Source organism: Bounagaea algeriensis, from assembly GCF_054491375.1.
On record NZ_CM137102.1, the window covers coordinates 3,261,156 to 3,283,343 of the forward strand.

General features: G+C 70.5%; 19 protein-coding genes. 6 read left to right on the plus strand and 13 right to left on the minus strand.

Annotated elements, in window-relative coordinates; translation table 11 throughout:
- Positions 1-76: 76 nt before the first annotated feature.
- The 4 genes from ACVGV2_RS14855 to ACVGV2_RS14870 form a co-directional block, all read right to left on the minus strand.
- Complete coding sequence (locus ACVGV2_RS14855; RefSeq protein ID WP_459162963.1) at positions 77-889, minus strand: SAM-dependent methyltransferase; 813 nt, start codon at positions 887-889, stop codon at positions 77-79.
- A 101-nt stretch (positions 890-990) separates the two neighbouring features.
- On the minus strand, positions 991-1,683 hold the full coding sequence (locus ACVGV2_RS14860) for a M50 family metallopeptidase (RefSeq protein ID WP_459166003.1): 693 nt from the start codon (positions 1,681-1,683) through the stop codon (positions 991-993).
- A 106-nt stretch (positions 1,684-1,789) separates the two neighbouring features.
- Positions 1,790-3,106, minus strand: a complete 1,317-nt coding sequence (locus ACVGV2_RS14865) for a M20 family metallopeptidase (protein WP_459162964.1) — start codon at positions 3,104-3,106, stop codon at positions 1,790-1,792.
- Between the two features lie 50 nt (positions 3,107-3,156).
- The gene (locus tag ACVGV2_RS14870; protein WP_459162965.1) at positions 3,157-3,414 is read right to left on the minus strand and encodes a hypothetical protein; all 258 of its coding nucleotides are present in this window, start codon (positions 3,412-3,414) and stop codon (positions 3,157-3,159) included.
- 229 nt (positions 3,415-3,643) lie between these two features.
- Between ACVGV2_RS14870 and ACVGV2_RS14875 the strand changes: the two genes are divergently transcribed.
- The gene (locus tag ACVGV2_RS14875) at positions 3,644-4,690 is read left to right on the plus strand and encodes an ABC transporter substrate-binding protein (RefSeq protein ID WP_459162966.1); all 1,047 of its coding nucleotides are present in this window, start codon (positions 3,644-3,646) and stop codon (positions 4,688-4,690) included.
- A gap of 355 nt (positions 4,691-5,045) precedes the next feature.
- Here the strand turns inward: ACVGV2_RS14875 and ACVGV2_RS14880 are convergent, their stop codons facing one another.
- The 5 genes from ACVGV2_RS14880 to ACVGV2_RS14900 form a co-directional block, all read right to left on the minus strand.
- On the minus strand, positions 5,046-6,377 hold the full coding sequence (locus tag ACVGV2_RS14880; protein WP_459162967.1) for a pyruvate dehydrogenase complex dihydrolipoamide acetyltransferase: 1,332 nt from the start codon (positions 6,375-6,377) through the stop codon (positions 5,046-5,048).
- A gap of 28 nt (positions 6,378-6,405) precedes the next feature.
- Positions 6,406-7,398 carry an alpha-ketoacid dehydrogenase subunit beta gene (locus tag ACVGV2_RS14885; protein ID WP_459162968.1) on the minus strand — a complete coding sequence of 331 codons (993 nt, stop codon included), beginning with the start codon at positions 7,396-7,398 and terminating at the stop codon, positions 6,406-6,408.
- A 146-nt stretch (positions 7,399-7,544) separates the two neighbouring features.
- A complete protein-coding gene (gene pdhA / locus ACVGV2_RS14890) occupies positions 7,545-8,642 on the minus strand; it encodes a pyruvate dehydrogenase (acetyl-transferring) E1 component subunit alpha (protein ID WP_459162969.1) in 1,098 nt (365 codons plus the stop codon).
- Positions 8,643-8,672: 30 nt separating this feature from the next.
- Entirely contained in the window at positions 8,673-10,130 is a 1,458-nt protein-coding gene (gene lpdA / locus ACVGV2_RS14895; protein ID WP_459162970.1) for a dihydrolipoyl dehydrogenase, read from the minus strand.
- 314 nt (positions 10,131-10,444) lie between these two features.
- Positions 10,445-11,548, minus strand: coding sequence for a PucR family transcriptional regulator (locus ACVGV2_RS14900; RefSeq protein ID WP_459166004.1), 1,104 nt, complete (start codon positions 11,546-11,548; stop codon positions 10,445-10,447).
- Between the two features lie 640 nt (positions 11,549-12,188).
- Here ACVGV2_RS14900 and ACVGV2_RS14905 point away from each other — a divergent pair.
- From ACVGV2_RS14905 to ACVGV2_RS14920, 4 genes are all read left to right on the plus strand, one after another.
- A complete protein-coding gene (locus ACVGV2_RS14905; protein WP_459162971.1) occupies positions 12,189-12,920 on the plus strand; it encodes a DsbA family protein in 732 nt (243 codons plus the stop codon).
- Positions 12,917-13,552 carry a vitamin K epoxide reductase family protein gene (locus ACVGV2_RS14910; RefSeq protein WP_459162972.1) on the plus strand — a complete coding sequence of 212 codons (636 nt, stop codon included), beginning with the start codon at positions 12,917-12,919 and terminating at the stop codon, positions 13,550-13,552. The genes ACVGV2_RS14905 and ACVGV2_RS14910 overlap by 4 nt, the downstream gene beginning before the upstream one ends.
- Before the next feature lie 186 nt (positions 13,553-13,738).
- Positions 13,739-14,176 (plus strand): ATP-binding protein, encoded by a 438-nt coding sequence (locus ACVGV2_RS14915; RefSeq protein ID WP_459162973.1) that lies wholly within the window; start codon positions 13,739-13,741, stop codon positions 14,174-14,176.
- Entirely contained in the window at positions 14,173-14,985 is an 813-nt protein-coding gene (locus ACVGV2_RS14920; RefSeq protein ID WP_459162974.1) for an RNA polymerase sigma factor SigF, read from the plus strand. The genes ACVGV2_RS14915 and ACVGV2_RS14920 overlap by 4 nt, the downstream gene beginning before the upstream one ends.
- A gap of 158 nt (positions 14,986-15,143) precedes the next feature.
- On the opposite strand, the gene ACVGV2_RS14925 is transcribed toward ACVGV2_RS14920, so the two are convergent.
- Positions 15,144-15,941: a M23 family metallopeptidase gene (locus tag ACVGV2_RS14925; RefSeq protein ID WP_459162975.1), complete on the minus strand. Its 798-nt coding sequence runs from the start codon at positions 15,939-15,941 to the stop codon at positions 15,144-15,146.
- Between the two features lie 977 nt (positions 15,942-16,918).
- A complete protein-coding gene (locus ACVGV2_RS14930; RefSeq protein WP_459162976.1) occupies positions 16,919-18,088 on the minus strand; it encodes an NAD-dependent epimerase/dehydratase family protein in 1,170 nt (389 codons plus the stop codon).
- 212 nt (positions 18,089-18,300) lie between these two features.
- Between ACVGV2_RS14930 and ACVGV2_RS14935 the strand changes: the two genes are divergently transcribed.
- On the plus strand, positions 18,301-18,810 hold the full coding sequence (locus tag ACVGV2_RS14935) for a GtrA family protein (RefSeq protein ID WP_459162977.1): 510 nt from the start codon (positions 18,301-18,303) through the stop codon (positions 18,808-18,810).
- Here ACVGV2_RS14935 and ACVGV2_RS14940 read toward each other — a convergent pair.
- Together ACVGV2_RS14940 and ACVGV2_RS14945 are read right to left on the minus strand one after the other, a co-directional pair.
- A complete protein-coding gene (locus tag ACVGV2_RS14940; RefSeq protein WP_459162978.1) occupies positions 18,749-21,040 on the minus strand; it encodes a glycosyltransferase family 2 protein in 2,292 nt (763 codons plus the stop codon). The genes ACVGV2_RS14935 and ACVGV2_RS14940 overlap by 62 nt on opposite strands.
- A gap of 67 nt (positions 21,041-21,107) precedes the next feature.
- The gene (locus ACVGV2_RS14945; RefSeq protein ID WP_459166005.1) at positions 21,108-22,076 is read right to left on the minus strand and encodes an NAD-dependent epimerase/dehydratase family protein; all 969 of its coding nucleotides are present in this window, start codon (positions 22,074-22,076) and stop codon (positions 21,108-21,110) included.
- Between the last annotated feature and the right edge of the window lie 112 nt (positions 22,077-22,188).

Below are 22,188 nucleotides of genomic sequence, written 5' to 3' on the forward strand. Positions count from 1 at the left end.
CCCGTGCTCTGCCCGGTAATGGCCCTCACCACTGTGCCACTCGGGGTTCCCCCGCGTCCCGGTCCGCCCCGCGCGTTCACCGCCGCACGCCGACACCGGCGTAGATCTGGTCGCCGCCCGGCTCGCCCGCAGCCAGGTCCGGGCATTCCGGGCGCCACATGGCCGTGCCCACGATGCCCGGTTCGACCAGGTCGAAACCGGTGAACAGCTCGCCGATCTCGTCGTAGCCGCGCGGGTGCACCGGATCGGCGCTGCGCTGCATGACCTCGACGACCCCGGCCATCTCCGCGGGGCTGATGTCCGCGGTGAAGTGCGACAGCGCCAGGTAGCTGCCCGGGACGAGGCCGTCCCGGTACCGCGCCATGATGGCGGGGGCGTCCTGCTCCCGCGGGACGAAGTGGAAAACACCTGCCATGACCAGCCCGATCGGCCGGGAGAAGTCCAGCAGCCGCCGCGTTTCCGCCGCCTGCAGGACCGCGTCGGGTTCGCGCATGTCGCCCTGCACGATCGTGGCGTTGTCGTTCTCGGCCAGCAGCATCTCGCTGTGCGCCACCGCCACCGACTCGTAGTCCACGTAGACCACGCGCGCGGCGGGGTCGATGCCCTGCACGATCTCGTGCACGTTGCCGACCGTGGGAATGCCCGAGCCGACGTCCAGGAACTGGCGCACGCCCCGCTCGGCCATGAACACGACCGCGCGCCGCAGGAAGGCCCGGTTCAACCGCGCGACGTCCAGCGCGCTGGGCAGGGCCTGCAGGAACTGGTCACCCAGCCTGCGGTCGGAGGCGAAGTTGTGCCGGCCGCCGAGCAGGTAGTCGTAGAGGCGGGCGGCGCAGGGGGTTTCCTCATCCACGTCGACGGACTCCCAGGTCGTCACGGATTCGCTCATCGCCGAAGTCCTCACTGTCGCGTCAATGCGTGGTGATCACCCTACTGCGCGAGCAGGCCGGCAACGACAGGGCGTGCTCGGATCGTTCCCCGGTGTTTTCGCTAGACGGTAGGGGCCAGCAGCAGCAACCACGCGCCGAGCACGAGCGCGGCGCAGGCGATGAGCAACCACAGCGCCCACCACACGCCGCCGGCCACGCCGGTCAGCCGGGCGAGCTGGTCGGCATCGGAGTCGCCGGCGCGTCGGCGCCGGCGTTTGCGCTGCAGCTCGAGCAGCGGTCGGATCCCGCCGAAGAGGAGGAACCAGGCGAGCACCGCCGCGCACCAGCCCTGCCAGGTCGGGGTCGCGTACCAGGACAGCGCGAACAGCGCCCCGCCGGTGACGAGCACGGACAGCGCGCCGTAGACGTTGCGCACCGCCACGAGCACGAGGGCGAGCCCGCCGATCGCGATCCACAGCATCAGCCGCACCCGGTCCTCGGCGACCAGCCACGCACCGCCGAGCCCGAGCAGCGACACGGTCGGATAGCCCGCGAGCAGCGTGAACACCATGCCGGGACCGGTGTTCTTGCCGGTGGAGACGGTCAACCCCGAGGTGTCGGAGTGCAACCGGATGCCGTTGAGCTTGCGGCCGCTGAGCAGCGCGACCAGGGCGTGCCCGCCCTCGTGCGCGATGGTGACGACGTTGCGCAGCACCAACCAGACCGCGCGGTAGGCCACCAGGGCCAGCGCGAGCAGGCCGGTGAGCAGTTCGGGCAGTCCCGCCGTCGACAGCAGGTCGGTCACTTCGTCCACTTCAGGCACTCAATCTTGCGGTCGGGGCGGGGTTTCCTGCGCAGCGGCCGCACCGCGACACGGGCAGGTCCGTCATTCCTGCCGCGAGCCGGTCGCGGGCCGCGGATCACGCGTCGAAAACGGTGGCGGGATCCACTCTCCCCGCGGCGCGGAACTCCGCGTCCACCGCCCCGCGCAGCTGCTCGTCGGCGAGGTAGTCCAACGCGGTCAGCGCCAGGCCCACGGCGCCGTCGACGACGGCCCGGTCGCCGGACTCGCCGCGGGCGGCGGTGGCGAAGTTCTGCGTGTGCAGGGCGAGCCCTTCGCCCGCGAGACCGAGCATCGGGTGGATCGCCGGGAGGCGGTGGCTCAGGTTGCCGAGATCGGTCGAGCCTGTGAGGTACTCGGGCACGACGCCCTGCGGCAGCGCGGTCCGCCCGCGGCGCCGCTGGTGCTGGGCCCACCGGCCGACGAGGGCGTGGTTGTGCCGGATGGGCAGGTAGCCCGGTTGCGGGTCCCAGCGCAGTTCGACGCCGCAGCCGGTGGCTTCGGCAGCGCCGTCCGCGATGGCCGTGAACCGCGCGGCCAGGTCCTGCAGCGCCCCCAGTTCGGACGAGCGCAGGTAGAACAGCCCGGCCGCCCGCTCCGGAACCACGTTCGGACGCCGCCCGCCGTCGGTGATCACCCCGTGCACGCGGTCCGGCGGCGGCAGGTGCTGCCGCAGCGCGGCCACGCCCTGGTAGGTCGCCACCAGCGCGTCCAGCGCGTTGCGTCCCATGAACGGTTCCGCGGCGGCGTGCGCGGCGATGCCGTGGAACACGACCTCGACCTGGCGGCGGCCGGTGAACGGGTGCGCGCCGATGTCGTGCGAGAACGGGTGCAGCATCACCACGGCGTCGACGTCGTCGAAGACGCCCTCGCGGGCCAGCAGCTCCTTGCCGCCACCGCCCTCCTCGGCCGGGGTGCCGACGAGGCTGATCCGACCGCCCAGGTCGTCCACGGCCGTGGCCGCACCGAGGAATCCGCCGACACCGCTGGCGGCGATGATGTTGTGCCCGCAGCCGTGCCCGATGCCGGGCAGCGCGTCGTACTCGGCGAGCACGGCCACGTGCGGGTGCCCGCTGCCCACCTCGGCGCGCAGCGCCGTGTCCAACCCGCCGACCCCGGTGTCCACGGGGCAGCCGTAGTGCCGCAGCACGTCGGCGATGCGGGCGGCCGCCTCGGTTTCGCCGAAGGCTTCCTCCGGGTGGTCGTGGACGGTGTGGCTGAGCTGCACGAGCTCCGCGGCGTGCCGGTCGAGCCAGCGTTCGACCGCGGACCGCGTGGCCTCGGACACACCCGCGAAGGCGGAGGCGATGGGCTCGGCCTCGGCGGCCGCCCGCTCGGTGGCCTCGCTGACCGAGCGCAGGTACGAGCCGTCGGGCGTGGTGGGTTCGCGTCGCACGGGGTCGACTCTAATACCACCAGGACCCGCCGCTGCGGAGAAGCGAGGCGTCACCTGGACACGCGGCGGGTGCGGCGCACGTGGCGGGTCACGCGCGTCGCTCCGGCACCGCTGCGCGCCCGGGTGCGCCCCCAGTCCTGCTCCGCCGGACGCGAGGCGTGCAGCCGCAGCAGCGCCACGTCCGGGTTCTCACCAGCGTGGCACTCCCACAGCAGCCGCAGGAGTTCGTCCTCGGTGAGCTGCCAGCGTCGTTCGAACACGCCCTCGTCGTTCATGACGGCCTCCGGGTGCATCGCGTGGCGCCGCATCCCACGGTACTCGTGCGCTGACGCATCGTGAGCGGTTCGCCGCCGATCGGTTCGCCAGCCCGGTTCACAGCCGCCCGGTTCGCCGCTGCTCGATCCACAGCCGAGCCGCCACGCCGCCGGCGCGGTCGTGATCCCCCTCACCGCCCGCTCAACCGGATTGGGCTCCCCCGCGCCCGGTTATTAAGGTTAGCCTTGCTTTTCGAGTAGATCGACGCAGAAGGATGCGGTGATGAGTCTTTCCTCAGCGAGGGCGGCGCGCGCCTCGGTTCCCTCCCTCAGCCGTCGCGGGTTCCTCGCCGGAGCCGTCGGCGCTACCGCCGCGGGCCTCGCGTCCTGCGCGGGAGGTGGCAGCGGCTCCGGCGACGCGCCCCGGGGAGGACCGGGCTTTCCGGTGCGGATCCCGAACCGCTACGGCACGGCGGAGATCCCCGGCAAACCGCGCACGATCGCCAGCCTCGGCATCACCGACCACGACGTGCTGCTCCCGCTCGGCGTCCTGCCCGCCGGTCTGACCCAGTGGGGCCCGTGGGACAGCGGCGTCGGCCCGTGGGTGCAGGACGCACTCGACGAGCAGCTCGCCAACGGCGGCGAGGAGCCGCGCCTGTTCGGCAGCGAACTCGACCTGGAAGGGGTCATCGGACTCGAACCGCACCTCATGGTCGGCGTGCAGAGCGCGCTCACGCGCGACGAGTACCAGCGGTTGAGCTCGTTCAACCCGGTGCTCGCCCAACCGCCGGAGAGCATCGACTACGGCGTGCCGTGGAAGCAGCAGACCGAGATCATCGGCAAGGCCCTCGGCATGGGCGACGAGACCTCCCGCCTCATCACCGACACGCAGGGCGCGATCGACCGGACCCGGCAGCAGCACCCCGAGTTCGAGGGGCGGACGCACGTGACCGTGCGCACCGACGCCCAAGGCACCTACGCGGCCTACACGCGGCAGGACGCGCGCACCGCGCTGCTGGAACAGCTCGGTTTGCAGCTGTCCCCGGCGATCCAGCGGCTCGACGACGGCGGCGAGTTCAACGTCAAGGTCTCCAAGGAGCAGGTCTCGCTGCTGGACGCCGACGTCGTCGTGGTGACCACCGCGCAGCCCACGGACGTGGAAACCGTGCGCAAGGACCCGCTGCTGCACAACCTGCCGGCGGCCCGGCGGGGATCGCTGGTGCTGCTGGACGACTACGACCTGACCATGGCGCTGGGCTCGGCCACCGTCTCCAGCATCCCGTGGGTGCTCGAACGGCTGCCGGAGAAGCTCTCGACGGCGCTGCGCTGAGACCTGCCCACCGCCCCTGCTGCCCCGCCGGTCATCGCTGCTACGGCCTGTTTCATAAGCGGTGCAGTCACTGTTTTCTGCCGTCATCCGAGCAACGACAGTGCCCGCGGGTTCTCAGCGTTTTCCTGGCGAGGACGGTCCCGACGCTGTGTAGGTGGCTACATGAGGAGGGGCACCCGCAGTCCAGGGAAGCGCTGAGGTTCCGCCACCGACCTCGCTACGCAAACAACATTTGAAACACTTCCTAGGCCGGTACCGGGCGAAAAAAGACCCCTCCCGCGAGAGGCTCGTCATCGCGGGAGGGGTCGTCCTGCGCGGGGCGTCGGCGCCGCCGCACGACGAGGGCCGCTCGGGGTCAGGCCACGATCCGGACCGGGTCCTCCAGCAGCGCGGTGAGGTGCTGCAGGAACGCCGCACCGACCGCGCCGTCCACCGCGCGGTGGTCGGCCGAGAGCGTCACCCGCAGGATCGAGCGGGCGACGAACTCGCCGTCGCGCACCTGCACCTCGTCCTTGGCCGCGCCCACGGCGAGGATCCCCGCCTCCGGCGGGTTGATCACCGCGGAGAACTGCTCCACCCCGAACATGCCCAGGTTCGAGATCGAGAACGTGCCGCCGGACATCTCGTCCGGTTTGAGCTTGCCCTCGCGGGCGCGCCCGGCCAGTTCCCGGCTCTCCTCGGCGATCTGCGAGACGCTCTTGCGGTCCGCGTCGCGCACGACCGGCACCACCAGACCGGAGTCGATCGCCACGGCCACACCGAGGTGGACCCGCTTGTGCTGCAGGATCTTGTCCCCGGCGAAGGAGGAGTTCACCGCCGGGTGCGCCCGCAGCGAACCGGCCACGGCCTTGACGACCAGGTCGTTCATGCTGACCTTGCCGCCGCCGACGGCCTGCAGCCGCGCGTTGAGGTCCGCGCGGAACGCGCTCAGGTCGGTGACGTCGACCGCGCTGGTCAGGTAGAAGTGCGGCGCGTTCTGCTTGCTCTCGGTGAGCCGCTTGGCCGTGACCTTGCGGATCTGGTTCAGCGGCACCTCCTCGACGTCCTCGTCGGCCGCCTGCTGCGGTGCGGCCTGCGACTGCGGCTGCGCGGCCGGGGCTTCCGCCGCCGGAGCCGCAGCCGGGGCCGAGGCCGCCGAAGCACTCGCCGCGGCTTCCACGTCGACGCGGATGATGCGCCCGCCCGGACCGGTGCCCTGCACCGTGCTCAGGTCCACGCCCTGCTCCCGGGCGATCGCCTTGGCCAGCGGCGAAGCCTTCGGCTTGTGCCCGTTGACCGGCTGCGCACCGGTCTGCTCCTGGCCCTGTTCGGACGCGGCGGCCGGGGCGGGCTGCTCCTGCGCAGCGGCGGTGGGCTGCGCGGCGGGTTCCTCCGCCTGCCCGGCGGGCTCCCCGGCCTGCGCGGCCGATGCGGTCCCCCCACCGCCGGCCGCGGCCTCGGCCGCCGCGCCCGAACCGTCGCCGAGCACGGCGATGGGCGTGCCGATCGGCGTCGTCGCGCCCTCCTCGACGAGGATCTTCTCCAGCACGCCGGCGTCGTAGGCTTCCATTTCCATGACGGCTTTGTCCGTCTCGATATCGGCCAACACGTCTCCGCGGTCGACCGCGTCCCCGACCTGCTTGCGCCAGGACGAGATGACGCCCTCCTCCATCGTGTCGGAGAGCCTCGGCATTTGGATCTCGGTCATCGACTATTCCTCGGCAGCGAAAAGGGCTTCAGCGGCGGTGCCCAACGGCGTCCAGTGTCTGGTGCGCGGCCTCGATCAACGAGTCCGCGGAAGGCAGTGCGGCGCGCTCCAACGGTTTCGCGTAGGGCAGCGGGACCTCGGCCGAGGCCACGCGCCGCACGGGCGCGTCGAGGTGGTCGAACGCACCGTCCGAGATGGAAGCGGCGACTTCCGCTCCGATACCGTACGTCAGCCAGTCGTCCTCGGCGATGACGGCGCACCCGGTTTTGCGCACCGACTCCACCAGCGTCCGCCGGTCCAGCGGCCGCAGGCTCCGCAGGTCGATCACCTCGGCGTTGATGCCTTCCTCGGCCAGCTTGTCCGCGACCTGGTCGGCGATCACCGCCATGCGCGAGTAGCCGATGATCGTGATGTCGCTGCCCTGCCGCGCGACCTTCGCCTTGCCGATCTCGGCCGGTTCGACCGCGTCCGGCACCTCGCCCTTGGTGTTGTACAGCGCGAGGTTCTCCAGGAACAGCACCGGGTCGTTGTCCCGGATGGACGCCAGCAGCAGCGACTTGGCCTCGGCCGGCGTGGACGGCGCGACGACCTTCAGGCCCGGCACGAACGCGTAGTACAGCTCGATGTTCTGCGAGTGGGTCGCGCCCAGCTGCTGCCCGCCGCCGCCGGGCGTGCGCATCACCATCGGCACGCTGGTCTGCCCGCCGAACATGCCGTAGATCTTCGCCGCGTGGTTGACGATCTGGTCCAGCGCCAGCAGCGAGAAGTTGATCGTCATCAGCTCCACGACGGGACGCAGGCCCATCATGGCGGCGCCGACCGAAGCGCCGACGAAGCCCTCCTCGGCGATCGGGGTGTCGCGCACCCGCTTCTCGCCGAATTCCTGCAGCAATCCGGCGGTGATCTTGTAGGAGCCCTCGAAGACCCCGATTTCCTCGCCGATGAGGAAGACCTCCTCATCTTTGAGCATTTCTTCGCGAAGCGTGTCGTGCAACGCTTGGCGGTACGTGATGACGGCCAAGATCGTTCTCCTGAACAGGACGGGCCGCGGGCCGGCGCGGTGCGCGCGCGGCCCGCGGTGTCGTTGCGAGTGGACGGTCGCGCGCCCCGCCGTTCGGCCGGACGGGTGCGAACGGGCGGGCGCGGTGCTGGCGGCGCTCGGCGCTTTCAGAACACCGGGTCCGCGGGCAAGCGCCGGGAATCGTTGTCCACCGGCGTGGCGTAGGTGTGGTCGAACAACGTGGCCGGGTCCGGGTGCGGGCTCTCGTCGGCGAACGCGACGGCCTCGTCCGCCTCGGCCTCCGCCGCGTTCTCGATCTGCACCGCGGTGTCCTCGTCGAGGACGCCGGCCTCGACCAGTTCGGCGCGGAACTTCGCCACCGGGTCGGATTCGCGGGCCCTCGCGGCGTCCTCCTCGTCCCGGTACTTCTGCGGGTCGACGACCGAGTGGCCCTTCATCCGGTCGCTCACCGTCTCCAGCAGCACCGGTCCTCCGCCGTTGCGGGCCTTCTCGACGAGCCGGTTGGACGCGTCGCGCACCGCCAGCACGTCGGTGCCGTCGACGCGCTCGCCCTCCATGCGGAAGGCCTCGCCGCGCTTGAACAGCTCCGGTTCGGCCGAGGAGCGGTCCACTGTGGTGCCCATGCCGAGCTGGTTGTTCACCACGACGAACACGACCGGCAGGTTCCACAGCGAGGCGATGTTCAGGGCTTCGTGGAACGCGCCGATGTTGGTCGTGCCGTCGCCCATCTGGCACATCACGACCTGGTCGCCGCCCCGGTAGTCCACGGCCATCGCGGCACCGGTGGCCAGCGGGATCTGGCCGCCGACGATGCCGTACCCGCCGAGCAGGCCGTTGTCCACATCGAACATGTGCATCGAACCGCCCCAGCCCTTGGAGGTGCCGGTGGTGCGGCCGTACAGCTCGGCCATCACGCGGCCGGGTTCGATGCCCTTGGCGATGGCGTAGCCGTGCTCGCGGTAGTTGGTGAACAGCAGGTCGCTCTTGCGCAGCGTGCGCATCAGCCCCACGACGGTGGCTTCCTCACCGAGGTTGAGGTGGCAGTAGCCGCCGATCTTGGCCTGGGTGTAGCCCTGCGCGGCGCGCTCCTCGAACCGCCGGATCAGCGCCATCTGCCGGTAGTAGTCCTGCAGCATCTCCGGCGACTCACCGGTGAACCGGCCGCCGGAGCGGGCGGGCGAGCCGCTGCGGCGGCTCTTCGAGCGGGTGGAGGACGGTTTGCTGCGAGTAGCCGTCTGTGCCATCTCGGATCGCTCCCTTTCGATGAGCTCGCCTCAGCGTTTCTTGGCCGGCGCGGTGTGGACGGGAAGTCCCAGCGCGGCCATCGATGCCTCCATGCCGACCTCGCCGAGCGTGGGGTGGGCGTGGACGGTGTCGGCCAGTTCGTCCAACGTGGCCTCGAGCGTGAGCGCCAGCGCGCCCTCGGTGATCAGATCACTGGCCTGCGGGCCGATGATGTGCACGCCGAGGACCTCGCCGTACTGCTTGCCGGCGACGATCTTCATGAACCCTTCGGTGTCGCCGTAGGTCTGCGACCGCCCGAGCGCGGCGAACGGGAACCGGGCGGTGACGACCTCGTGGCCCGCTTCGGTCGCCTGGGCCTCGGTCAGCCCGACGGTGGCGATCTCGGGGTGGGTGAACGTCGCCGCGGGGATGACGCCGTAGTCGATCGCCGCGTGGTTGCCGGCGATCGTCTCGGCCGCCACCACGCCCTGGTGCGAGGCCACGTGCGCCAGCAGCGCCTTGCCGGTGACGTCACCGATCGCGTGGACGTGCTCGACGTTGGTGCGCAGCGCGCCGTCCACTGGGACGAAACCGCGCTCGTCGGTGGCCACCCCGGCCGCGGCGAGATCCAGCTGGGCGGTGTTCGGCTTGCGCCCCACGCCGACGAGCACCACGTCGGCGTCCACCGTTTGCGACTTCTTGCCGTCGACGGAGACCCGCAGGCCGTCCTCGCCCTCGTCGATGCGCGAAACCGTGGCGTCGGTGAGCACCTTGATGCCGCGCTTGCTGAACGAACGGCCGAGGGCCTTGCCCACCTCGACGTCCTCGGCGGGCACCAGGGTGGACTGCATCTCGATGAGGCTGACCTCGCTGCCGAGCGAGGAGAACAGGCTCGCCCACTCGGCGCCGACCGCGCTGCCGCCGATGACGGCGATGCGCCGCGGCACCTCGTCGAGCCCGAACGCACCGTCCGATGTGATCACCCCGGGCAGGTCCGCGCCGGGAAGCGGCAGGTGGACCGGAACGGACCCGGTCGCGATGATCACGTCGGTGGCGCTGACCCGCTCCTTCGCGGAGCCGGTGGGCTCGGTCGCGTAGCGCGGGCCGTCGGGGCCGAGCTCGGGCTCGCCGATCTCGTGGACGTCCACCGTGGTGGCTCCGGTGAACCGGGCGTGGCCGTCGATCACGGTGACGCCGTTGGCCTTGAGCAGGCCGGCCACACCGTCGGTGAGGCCCTTGACGACGCTGTCCTTGCGCTTGGTGACCGTGCCGTAGTCGAGGCTGACGCCGTCGACCTGCACACCGAACTCGGCCGCGTGCAGCACTGTTTCGTACACCTCGGCCGAGCGCAGCATCGCCTTGGTCGGAATGCATCCCCAGTTCAGGCACACACCGCCGGGCCGCTCCTTCTCCACGACCCCGACCGACAGGCCGCGCTGCGCGGCCCGGATAGCGGCGACGTACCCGCCGGGTCCGCCGCCGACCACGAGAAGGTCGAACTCCTGCACTTCGCTGTGCTCCTTTGTGTCCCGCGCGCGTGGCTTGCGCTTCACCCCGGTGTCACCGGGGCGATCCTCGGGCACGAGTGTCGTGACAACGCCCACGTGCGCGCCATGCCCGTTCGCCCAGAGTTCGGGACACGCAACTGTGCAACCCGCACATTCAGCCCGGGCCGGATCCGACACGTCGCCGACCCGCCACCGTCCGCGCACGGAGGGGCCGCCGCACCGCTGGGCGTCTGCCTCCCGCACCCGCGCAGGCGGGAGTCCTCAGCCCCACCGCAGCTCGGGCGGTGCGCCGCGGATGAACTCCTGCGGGCGGTTCACTCCCGCAGCCGCAGCGCCGACAGGGCCAGCGACAGCGAAACGTAAGCGGCGCGCCCGTGCAGCGGTTGCCCCACGAGGGAGGTGATGCGGTTGAGGCGGTTGAGCACCGTGTTGCGGTGGCAGTGCAGCCGCACAGCCGCGTTCGCGGTGGAGCAGTTCTCCTCCAGCCAGGCGCTGAGCGTGTTCAGCAGCATCTCGCGCTCCTTGACCGGCAACCGCAGCACCGGACCGAGCAGGGACTCCAGCAGCCGCTGGGCCAGGTCCGGCGACTGCACCAGCAGGGCCTCCGGAAAGCGCTCCTCCAACGTCACCAGCCCCACGTCGCCGTAGGACTGGGTGCCGAGCGCGGTCAGCGCGAGCTGGTGCGCCAGCCCCACCTCGGCCAGTCCGCGCACCTGCGCGGACACGCCCACGCGTCCGCGGGCGAGCGGCCGCAGCACGTCGAGCGCCTGCTGCGGCTCCCGCTGCTCCAGGGCGACCAGCCCGACGAGCGTGTCGGCGCGCACCTGCCAGACCGAGCGGACGTGCACCGCCGCCAGCGCGTCCTGCTGGCCGCGCAGGGCGAATCCGCCGTCACCGCACATCTCCGCCACCACGGCGAGGTAGCGGCCGCCGGTGGGGAGGTCGAGCTCCTTGGCCGTGCGCTGCGCGAACGCCGTGTCCCGGGCGCGCCCGCTGAGCAGGTCCTCGACCAGGGCGTGGCGGCGCTGGTCGTTGCGGCGCAGCCGTTCCAGCTCCGTGGTGCGATAGGCGGTGGACAGCGTCGAGGACAGCCCGTCGATCACGGTCCACATCGCCGTGGCGACGCCGAGCACCGCGTCCGGATCGGCGCCGTCCCGGTGGGCCTGTTCTACGAGCGCCTCCCAGACGATGCGCCCGCCGAGGCGGAAGGTGCGCAGCATGACCTCCAGCGGCACGCCCTGCTCGGCACGGCGCCGCCCGATCTCGGCGGCCACGTCGTCGCCCTCGGGACCGCCGGCCTCGCCGGAGAGGATCTGCAGCACCCGCTCCAGGTAGTGCAGGCAGCCCTCCCACAGCTCTTCGCGGGGGACCGGGCTGTAGTCCGTCCACTCCGGGTTGTCGGTGAAGATCGCCGCCATGAGCTGCTCGGTCAGCGGTTCCACGTCGTCCAGCCGAGCCGCGGCGAGCGCGTGGGTCACACCGTCCGGGCGGGCGAGACCAGCTGCCGCACCGACCACGGCACCGGCGTCCGCGTCATCACCGGCGTACTGCTCGTTCGCACGCTCCGCTCTCACCCCGTCCACGATACCGGTCGGCACCGCCGAGATCCGCTCGTGCGCACCGCGCTGGCAGCGCGCCGAACGCGGGGTGGCGCGGCAGCTCCGGACAGCGCCCGGACGGGCGGCTCGCGGTCGCCGCGCCCAGCAACCGGTCACCACAACTGGTCACCACAACTGGTCACAGCGCCCCGGCAACTGGTCCAGCACCCCGGCAACGGTCGCCACAACGGGCACAGCGGCCACAGCGGCCACGTCGAGCACAGCGGCCATCGAGCGGCCCGCCACGTTCCGCGGTCGCCCGCCGGCTCGCGCGGCGGAGCGCGGAACGCGCGGCGAGCCCGTTCCTCCCCCGAATCCGTTTTTCTGTGATTTTCCTGTGCATCCCCTGTGAAAACACACCCCAGTGCCATACCCGAACAGGTGAGTGCGCGAGACTGAACGTGCTCTTGTCACCCCGCGTGCACGTCCTCGCGAGCCGACAGACGAAGGTGCAGCCTCGATGCCGAAGAAGACGAATCCGCTGACGCAGAAGAGCGGCTTGTCCACCAACATCCTCCTGACCGTGGTCGTCGTGGTGATCGCGGTGCTGGTGATCGGTGGCATTCTGCTGTTCAACCGGGGAGGCGGCGCGAACGGCGATACCGTTTCCTCCGAAGTGCTCAACCCGCCGAACGCGAACAAGATCCTCGACTCGCAGGACGACAAGGTCGTCGTCACCGAGTTCCTCGACTACCAGTGCCCCGCCTGCTACCAGTATTACCGGGGGCTGACCAAGCAGATCGAGCAGGAGTACGAGGGCAGGATCACTTTCGTCGCGCGGAACAAGCCGATGGAGCAGGCCCACCCGCTGGCGCGCCCGGCCGCGCAGGCCGCCGAAGCCGCGGCGATGCAGGGCAAGTTCAGGGAGATGTACCACCAGCTGTTCGACAACTACCAGTCCTGGGCGATCGGCGCGAACGGCAAGCCCTCGGGCGACACCGCGCGCGCGAACCAGCAGTTCACGCAGTTCGCGCAGGACATCGGCCTGGACATGCAGCGGTTCAACTCCGACCGCCGCTCCGACCAGGTCGACCAGCGCATCGACGACGACGTCGCCGACTCCGAGCAGGCCCAGGTCACCGGCACGCCGACGCTGTTCATCAACGGCGAGAGGTTCGAACCGCAGGCGCAGAACTTCCAGCAGCTGAAGCAGTCCTTCAGCGACCGGCTGGACCAGGAGTTGCAGCAGTGACCGCGGACACGGCGACGAGAGCCGCCCGCCCGAGCTCCGCGCCGGCCGCGCCGCCGGCGCGGCCGGCAGGGCTCGGCTGGCTGTACGTGATCGGCGGCGCGATCGGACTGGTGTCCGCGTTCGCGCTGATCTTCGAGAAGCTGCGGTCGCTGACGAACTCGGACTACGTGCCCTCGTGCAGCATCAACCCGGTCGTCTCCTGCGGTTCGGTGATGGACAGCTCGCAGGCCGCGCTGTTCGGGTTCCCGAACCCGCTGATCGGGATCGCCGCGTTTCCGGTGGTCGTCACCGCGGGCGTGGCCCTGCTGTCCGGCTACACCGCTCCCCGGTGGTTCTGGTTGGGCATGCAGGTGGGCACGACGTTGGCCCTGGTGTTCATCCACTGGCTGATCTGGAGCTCGCTGTACGACATCGGGGCACTGTGCCCCTACTGCATGGTCGTGTGGGTCGTGGTCATCCCGCTCTTCTGGTACACGACGCTGCACAACCTGCGCGCCGGGCACTTCGGCGGCGGCCGCGCCGCGGGCGAGGCGCTGACCCGGTTCCACAGCCTGGTGCTGGCGGTGTGGTTCTTGGTGATCGTCGTGCTGATCCTGCAGCGGTTCTGGAACTTCTGGATCACCCTGGTGTGACACCTGCCGGGCGGGCGTTCAGCGCGCCCGGCTTCAACTCGGGCCGCTCGGCGTGGATCATGTGGCGCGGAATCGGCGAACGGAGTGCGCGATCTTCGTTTGTTCGATGTTTACGGTGGGTACCAGATGACTGCGAGTGAGGTGCGTGAGCACCTTCGCCACGACCGAGGTAGAGGTGGCCCGGGAATGAGCGTGGAAGGGGAGACCGTGCAGGTCGAGCCGGAGGCGGCGACGAACCTCGTCGAGGTCCGGGTGGCCGCGGACCCGACGCAGCTGCCGGTGCTGCGGGCGGTTGCCGCCGACCTCGCGATGCGCGCCGATTTCGACGTCGACTCCGTCGCCGACCTGCGACTCGCCGTCGACGAAGCCTGTTCCTCCCTGGTGCGGCTGGCGATCAGCGACACCCAGCTGCACTGCCGGTTCCGCACCTGGGAGGACAGCCTGTCCATCAGCGCCGAAGTGGCCAGCGAAGACAGCTACGGACCGCGCAAGGACACGTTCAGCTGGCGCGTGCTCAGCGCGTTGGCCGAGAGTGTGTCAACCTCGGTTGAGGCCGACACCAGCATCAACGGTCGGCACCAGGTACGTATCGAGCTGACCAAGGGACGGACGGCGCAGGTGTGAAGCGAGCGGATTCGGAACCACCTGTTCACTCGCGCGACGATCGGTACGACGAACTGGCCCCTCTGTTCACAGAGCTGTCGAGCCTGGACAGGCAGAATCCGCGTTACGAGGAACTGCGGGACCGGCTCGTGACCGAGCACCTGCCGGTGGCCGAGCACATCGCGCGTCGCTTCAGCCACCGCGGGGAGTCGCACGAGGATCTCATGCAGGTCGCCACTCTCGGGTTGATCAACGCGGTCGACCGCTTCGACTCGAGCCGCGGGGTGGACTTCCTGTCCTACGCGGTCCCCACGATCATGGGTGAGGTGCGCAGGCATTTCCGGGACACGGGATGGGCCGTGCGGATGCCGCGGCGCCTGCAGGAACTGCACCTGTCCGTGTCCGCCGCGATCGCCACGCTCTCGCAGAACCTCGGGCGCGCCCCCGCACCCAGCGAGATCGCCACCCACCTCGGGCTGAGCACCCACGAGGTCTATCGGGGGATCGAGGCCGGGGACGCCTACCGCAGCGCGTCACTGGACGAGCTGCTCAGCGACACCGACGAGATCCCGCTCGGCTCGGCCATCGGCAGCGATGACGCCGAGCTGGCCGAGGTCGAAAACCGCGAAGTCATCCGCCCGCTGCTGCGGGAGCTGCCCGAGCGGGAGCGCCGGATCGTGCTCATGCGCTTCTTCCGCGGGATGACGCAGACGCAGATCGCCGAGAACGTGGGCATCTCGCAGATGCACGTCTCCCGGCTGCTGGCCCGCACGCTCAGCTGGCTGCGGCAGCGGCTCGAGCAGGAGACTCCGGCGCCGGTCGAGGACTGAGCAGGCGCGGCGCACCACCCGGCTAGTAGGACATCGTTCAGCCGTTTTGGTGTGGACGTCCGCGAGTCGCCCTGCCCGTCGACGGCGGATGGGGCGGACCGCACCGCGAACGCGGGTGCGCACGCTCGTGCGAGGTGCGCACCCGCGGGGTCGCGCCGTCAGACGGTGATGCCGCGCTCCTCCAGCCACGGCTGCGGGTCGATCTTCGAACCGTCCTCGATCACCTCGAAGTGCAGGTGCGGGCCGGTGGACTGACCCTCGTTGCCCATCGTGGCGATCTGCTCACCGGCCTCGACCTGCTGCCCGACGCTCACGGTGAACGAATCCACGTGTCCGTAGACGGTGATCGTGCCGTCGTCGTGCTGCACGCGCACCCACTGGCCGAAGCCGCTGGCCGGACCGGCGTTGATGACCTCGCCGGCGGCGACGGAGTGGATCGGGGTGCCGATCGAGTTGGCCAGGTCGATCCCGTTGTGCATGCTGCCGCCGCGCATCCCGTACGTGGAGGTGAGTTCACCCTCCGCGGGTTTGACGAACTCGGCACTGCCCTGCTGGGCACTGCTCTGCTCGGCAGCGGCTTGCTGCTCCGCGGCGGCTCGCTGCTCGGCCTGCGCCTGCCGCTGCTGCTCGGCGCGGCGCTGGGCTTGCGCCTGCCGCTGCTGCTCGGCGCGACGCTCGGCTTCGGCCCGCTCCCGCTCTTGCTGGACGGCCTTGCTCTTGACCAGCCGCTGCAGTTCGAAGCCGCCGTCGGAAGGCTGCTGCAGCGCGAGCAGCCGCACCGAGCCCGGGCCGTGCTGGTTGCCCGTGACCGCGTCGCGCAGCTGGTGCTGCGGTTCGGCTCCGGCCTGCCGCTCGGGGGTCTGCTGCTGGTGGGCCTGCCGCTCGACACCGCCGGCGGAACCGCTGTCGGCGTGCGCGAACGGCTGGCCCACCGCTGCGAAGGCACCGGTGGCCACGACGGCCGCCATGATCTTGTTGCGCGCGGGCAGTCCATTGCGGACGCGTCGGGAGGCGGAGGACCGCCCGCGGGCACCGTCGGTTGTTCCTGTCAGCTCGGAGACGTGGAGGCGGCCAGTCGGGGGATGGTCCGCCTCCATTCGGTGCTTGCCCAATGTTCACCTTTCGATTTCGGGGGCACGGCCGGCCACTGCCCGTCGGGGGAGGCGGGAGTGCCTCGCGGGGGATCGAGACACTGTCGTAACCGAACCGTGATATCGCGCCGTGAAAGTAGCTGAGAGTTATCAGCTAGCGCAAACTGATCAGTGATGATGCAGATCACGCCCACGTGCGACAACAGATCAACTACTCAGAGTTGCTGTTGTGGTGAACATCGGATCACGGTGCCGCGGTAGCGGCAACCGGGAACGGCACCATTCGGAGAATCTGCCCGATCGGGCGAAACCCGGCTCGGCGAACCGGGCGGCAGCGCGCAACGCGCCGAAAACGATCGCGAAAAATCCGCGATGACAAGGATGTTCGCAGGACATGCAACGTCCACTGCGGAAGGAAAAAGGCTCGGAGGGGTCGGCCGCGGTGGCGCCCCGGGTGCCGAACCACCGTCCGTGCCCGGGACACCGCTCCCCGTACCGCGTGACCACCGGCCGCCACCCGAAAGCGTGCAACGACCGCGTCCTCAGTCTGCCCCGCGGGCATGGAATATTCCAGTCCACCACGCGGTGGACGCCGTTGCTCCGCGCCGGAGGCCCGCGCTCCGGCGCACGAGGGCGCGCGAGCGCGCGAACGGCGGATACCGGCAGCAGGTGCGTCCACCCGCAACGGACAACGGCTCGACAAAGTCCTGCTGCTGGCGGGCTGCACAACCGGTGAGCGGTGGCCGCACGGGCCGCTGAGCGAGGGCCGCGCGGGCCGCCGAAGCGACCCGCGCGGCCACCGCGAGGATCGTCCGGCCGTTCCGGACGGATCCGCGGGTCGTTCAGGCGTCCTCGCGCACGGGGCTCGAGGCGGTCCGCCAGCTCACCGTCGGACGCATCGCCGCGAGGTCCGCGCGGTGCCGGTGCTTGTCCACCACCCCGAACAGCGAGTCGATGAGTGTGTTCGACAGGTGGTGCGGCTGCAGGCCCAGGTCCACGAGACCGGTGTGCCGCACGTTGTAGTAGTGCTCGCCCTGCTCGACGCGCGGGTTGTCCAGGTACTCGATCTTGACCTCGTTGTCGTGGCTGTCGGCCACGACCTTGGCGATCTCCTCCACGGAGAAGCTCTCGGTCATCTGGTTGAACACCCGGAACTCGCCGCGGTCCGCCGGGTTCTCCGCGGCCAGGCGGATGCACTCCACCGTGTCGCGGATGTCGATCGTGCCGCGGGTCTGCCCACCGCTGCCGTAGACGGTCAGCGGGTGCCCCAGCACGGCCTGGATGACGAAGCGGTTCAGCACCGTGCCGAACACGGCGTCGTAGTCGAACCGCGTGGCCAAGCGGGCGTCCCGCACCGTCTGCGGCGTCTCCTGACCGTAGACGACCCCCTGGTTCAGGTCCGTGGCCCGCAGGTTCCAGATGCGGCAGGCGAACTCGATGTTGTGGCTGTCGTGCACCTTGCTCAGGTGGTAGAAGGAACCCGGCTTCTTCGGGTACAGCACGCGGTCGGTCCGGCCGTTGTGGGTGACGTCCAGCCAGCCTTCCTCGATGTCGATGTTCGGGGTGCCGTACTCGCCCATCGTCCCGAGTTTCACCAGATGGATTTCCGGGTCCACCTGCTGAATGGCGAACAGCAGATTTAACGTGTTGACCACGTTGTTGTACTGCGTGTACACCGCGTGCTTGCGGTCGATCATGGAGTAGGGCGCGGCCCGCTGCTCGGCGAAATGCACGATCGTGTCCGGGCGGAAATCACGCAGCAACTCCACGGCGAACTCGTCGTCGACGAGGTCCCCGTAGTAGCTCTTGATGGTCTTGCCGGAGACCTCGTGCCACGCGTCCACGCGCGTGCGCATGGGCTCGATCGGCACCAGGCTCTGCACACCGAGCTCGTGATCGTAACCGCGCCGCGCGCAGTTGTCCGCGATCGCGACCTCGTGACCACAGTCGGACAGATGGAGAGCGGTCGGCCACCCGAGATAGCCGTCCCCCCCGAGAACGAGAATTCGCACGCCTACTCCTCCGTGTCGTAATGCGGCTTCCCACACACCGGGCGCGTGTTCCCCGGAGCACCCGATATGACCTCGCCGATCAGATAAGGCGAGAAGATAATCTCATCCCCTGTCGCTCCCGTGCGAGCGATCCCCGCGGACCGCCCCGCAGCCGTGTCCGGTAGGCACCCTCCGGTGCGGCGGCTGCCCACCCTCCCTATGGTGAGGAGACCATGATGGCGCAGGACAGCACCGGCAGCACGCCGCGTCCTGGCGGAGCAGGTGCCGCTCGCGGGCGCGCTGACCGCTACCGCCGGCTCGTCACGCGCTTCGCCGCGGCGTCCCTCGTCGCCACCACGATCAGCCAGCTCGTCTTCCTCTGCAGCTACGCCCTCGGAGCCGCACCCGCCGCCGCGACCGTGCTGGCCCAGCTCGCCGGCGCCGTCCCCAACTTCCTGCTGAACCGGCGCACGTGGGGCGGCGGCGGACGCGACGCGCTGCGCGGGGAGATCCTGCGCTTCGCCGCCGTATCCGTGACGACCGCCGTGCTGGCGGCCCTGGCCACCAGCGGCGCGGAACTGCTCGCGGTGCGGCTGTTCGACGCTCACATCATCCGCGTGGCCATCGTCTGGGGCGCCTTCATCGGCACCTACGCCGTGGTCTTCGTCGTGAAGTTCCTGCTCATCGACCATCTCGTGTTCCCTGCTCACCGTAGGCAGCGCTCGGAGTCGTCGACGGGCTGAACCGCGAGCCCGCGGTCCGGCGCGTGCGACTCTCCCGCCACCAGGTCGCAAGCACCACTCGGCAGAACCGGAGGCCGTAGAGCAGGTCGCCGCCCTTCTTGCTCTCGCCGGCAGTGCGCGGGCGCATCGTCATCGGCTGCTCCACGACCCGGTAGCCGCGCAGCAGAACACCGATGAGCAGCTCGGACGCCTGGTACTGCTGCTGCCGCAGCGTCACGCTCATCGGCACGGCGACCTTCATGCCGCGGAACCCGAACGTGGTGTCGGTGATCTGCCTGCCGGTGAGCAGGCTGACCACGCCGGCGAACACGTGGGTACCGATGCGGCGCAGCAGCGCCGGGCGCTCGTTGCGGCCGAGCCGGCGCGAGCCGGTCACGAAGTCGGCCTCGTCGGCGATCAGCGGCCGCAGCAGCGCAGCGATCTCGGACTGGTCGTACTGCCCGTCCGCGTCGGTGGTGACGACGTACTGCGCCCCGCGAGTGGCGGCGAGGTGATAGCCCAGGCGCAGCGCGGCCCCCTGACCGCGGTTCACCGGCGCGACGCACACCTGCGCGCCGCAGCGCCGCGCCACGTCGGCCGTCGCATCGGTGGACCCGTCCACGACGACGAGCGGCTCGACGGGCAGGCCGTGGCACTGCCCGGGCAGCTGTCGGAGCACGTCACCGATCGCGCCCTGCTCGTTGTACGCGGCGATGACCACCACCACCGGGCCGAACCGGTGCGTGCCGTGGCTCAGCTCGTACTCGTCGAGGGCCGCGCGGTCCACGGCGTCCGGGAACTCCGCCAGCACTCCTCCCCCTTCCGCACGTCCGGCCGCCGCGGTCGGCACCTCCCGGCGCCCGCGCGGGTCGCGGTAGCCGGTCACCGCGGTGAGCGCGAGCCCCCCGGCGAGCGGCAGCAGCACCAGCCCGGGCAGCTGGTACCGCCACGAGAACTCCATCGCCGCAGCAGTGCCGATAACGGTAACCGCCAGGCCCGCGGTGAGAAGACACGCACCCCGCAGTCCGGAGCCGCGGGCGGCTCCGGCACCGCACACGGCCACGACCGCGAGCACCCCCATCCCACCGAGCAGCACCCCGGGCGTGTAACCGCCGCCCAGCTGATACCCGCGCAGGAACGCCGCCAGGTCGGGGTCCACAGCGATCGGCCCCCCGCCGGCAACAGCGACCCATTCGGCGACGTACCACTCGTCGCCGTAGAACGGGTACTCCGTCTGGAAGTGCCAGCGCTGCAGGGGAACGTCGCCGGGCACCTGCGTGCGCATCGGCGCGAAGCCCTTGAGGAAGTCGTGCGCCATGCCGTACACCACCTCGCCCGGCTGGTGCAGCAGGACCTTGCGCGCGAACGTGTCCTGCGCCTGCGTGAAGGACGCCTCCCCCGGCGCGTCGACGAACTCCTCGACCGGCTTGTAGAAGTGGATGTAGTAGTCGATGCCCTGGGCCTGCCGCTCCGGCACGGTTTCGTCCGGGCACAGCACCTGCTCCCGCGGGGTGAGGTCGAGGGTCTCGCACTGCGCGACGGTGGCGGCCCGCCCGTACAGGACGTTGCCCTTGCCGCCGCCCAGGGCGAACGTCCCCGTCCAGGCCAGGTGGTACAGGCCGTACCCGCCCACCACGACGACGAACCCGAGCACCAGCGCACCAGCGGCGCGCAACCGTCGCCGCCAGCCGTCCGCGGGACGCAGCCCCGCGGCGAGCACGACGAACACGACCGCGGGCACCACCAGCGTGATGCCGACGATGCGCACGATCATGGACACGGCGAGCAGCACGCCCGCTAACGCCGCCAGCCGCGGCCCGGGAGTGCCCCACCAGGTCAGCACGTACACCGCGAGCAGCAGCAGCACCTGGAACAGCAGATCGGACATGACCATCTGCTCCAACTGCAGCTGGTACCCGTCCAGCAGCACCGGTGCGGCGGCCACCGCGGCGATCCACGTGCGCACGCCGTGGCGCCGCAGCAGCGCGTAGACCCCCACGCCGAGGGCCAGCCCGAGCAGGTGCTGCACGGCGACGACCCCGGCGAGGTCGCTCACCAGCAGCACCGGCCCCAGCAGCAGCACCTCGTAACCGACGGGGTTGCGCCCACCGGGGAAGAACACGCCGAGGTCGTTGAGGTAGCGGAAGGAGTCGATGTACAGCAGCGCCGGCTGGTAGGCCAGCTGCGCCACCACCCGAAGCGCCAGCCCCGCGAGCAGCAGCAGCCCCAGCAACCAGTGCCGTCGCAGCATCCAGGCCCTCCCCATCCTCGTCGGCACCGCGCGTGCCGACCACGACCGCCGGAAGCCCCGGCCGTCGCTACTCGGCGACGCGGAAGTCCTCCCAGACGGTGCGCAGCCCTTCCTTCAGCGGGGTCACCGGAGCGAACCCCAACTCCCGCTGCGCCCGTCCGGCGTCCACGATCACCGCCGGCATCTCACCCTGCTTGGCCGGAACGTGGGTGCTCGGCACCGAACGCCCGGTCGTCGCGCGCACCGCGTCGAGCAGTTCGAGCACCGACACCGAGCGCCCGGACCCGATGATCGCCGTACCACTGTAGTGCTGGTCCCACGCAGCGAGGACCCCGCGCACGACATCGGAGATGTGGACGAAATCCCTGCGCTGCGCACCGTCGCCGTACACCTCGACGCCCGAGTCGGACAACGCCGCACGCATCAGGCGCGGGACGAAGCTGTCCTTGTGCCCCATCCCCGGGCCGTAGATGTTGGTGAACCGCAATGCGCACGTGCTCATCCCGTACGCCCCCGCGTAGCCGGACAGCAGCATCTCGGCCGCGGCCTTGCTCGCGCCGTACGGGGTGAGCGGGCGCACCGGCAGCTCCTCGGAGATGGTGCCGTGCCCGATGTCGCCGACCACCGCGTTCGTGGAGGCCAGCACGAACCGCCGCACCCCGCGCTGCCGAGCCACCTCGAGCAACCCCTGGGTAGCCGCCACGTTAGTCTCGTAGGTGTCCTGCGGGTGATCCATCGAACGCAGCACGGACGTGATCGCCGCGAGGTGCACCACCCCCGCGGTGCCCTCGGTGACGGCGGCCTCGCGGACCTCCGGATCGCGCAGATCGCCGCGGAGGAACGTGACGAGATCACCCCCGGGACGCTCCGGAACGTCACCCCGCCCCTGCGGGCAGGGTGGTTCCACGCGGTCGACGATGGTCACCGGGGTGCCACGCTCGACGAAGGCGCGCACCACGGCACGCCCGACGAACCCGGAACCGCCGGTGACCACGACACGGCTTGCCTGGGGGGTGTCAGTTTTGGACGGATGCATGGTTGGCACGGCCAAACTCTAACCGCTGTTGGCCACAACAGGGGCGGTAGCTGGTCCTGGCGTGTGAAAGCACCGTGAAAGCGGTTCGCGCACCGGATCCGCCGGACACGCG

Bases quoted from the DNA above. Each gene is read 5' to 3' on its own strand.
- ACVGV2_RS14915 (WP_459162973.1), top strand. From the start codon at position 13,739: ATGAGCGTGGAAGGGGAGACCGTGCAGGTCGAGCCGGAGGCGGCGACG.
- pdhA (WP_459162969.1), bottom strand. From the start codon at position 8,642: ATGGCACAGACGGCTACTCGCAGCAAACCGTCCTCCACCCGCTCGAAG.
- ACVGV2_RS14905 (WP_459162971.1), top strand. From the start codon at position 12,189: ATGCCGAAGAAGACGAATCCGCTGACGCAGAAGAGCGGCTTGTCCACC.
- ACVGV2_RS14855 (WP_459162963.1), bottom strand. From the start codon at position 889: ATGAGCGAATCCGTGACGACCTGGGAGTCCGTCGACGTGGATGAGGAA.
- ACVGV2_RS14870 (WP_459162965.1), bottom strand. From the start codon at position 3,414: ATGCGGCGCCACGCGATGCACCCGGAGGCCGTCATGAACGACGAGGGC.
- ACVGV2_RS14900 (WP_459166004.1), bottom strand. From the start codon at position 11,548: ATGGCGGCGATCTTCACCGACAACCCGGAGTGGACGGACTACAGCCCG.
- ACVGV2_RS14940 (WP_459162978.1), bottom strand. From the start codon at position 21,040: ATGCTGCGACGGCACTGGTTGCTGGGGCTGCTGCTGCTCGCGGGGCTG.
- ACVGV2_RS14935 (WP_459162977.1), top strand. From the start codon at position 18,301: ATGATGGCGCAGGACAGCACCGGCAGCACGCCGCGTCCTGGCGGAGCA.
- ACVGV2_RS14875 (WP_459162966.1), top strand. From the start codon at position 3,644: ATGAGTCTTTCCTCAGCGAGGGCGGCGCGCGCCTCGGTTCCCTCCCTC.
- ACVGV2_RS14880 (WP_459162967.1), bottom strand. From the start codon at position 6,377: ATGACCGAGATCCAAATGCCGAGGCTCTCCGACACGATGGAGGAGGGC.
- ACVGV2_RS14945 (WP_459166005.1), bottom strand. From the start codon at position 22,076: ATGCATCCGTCCAAAACTGACACCCCCCAGGCAAGCCGTGTCGTGGTC.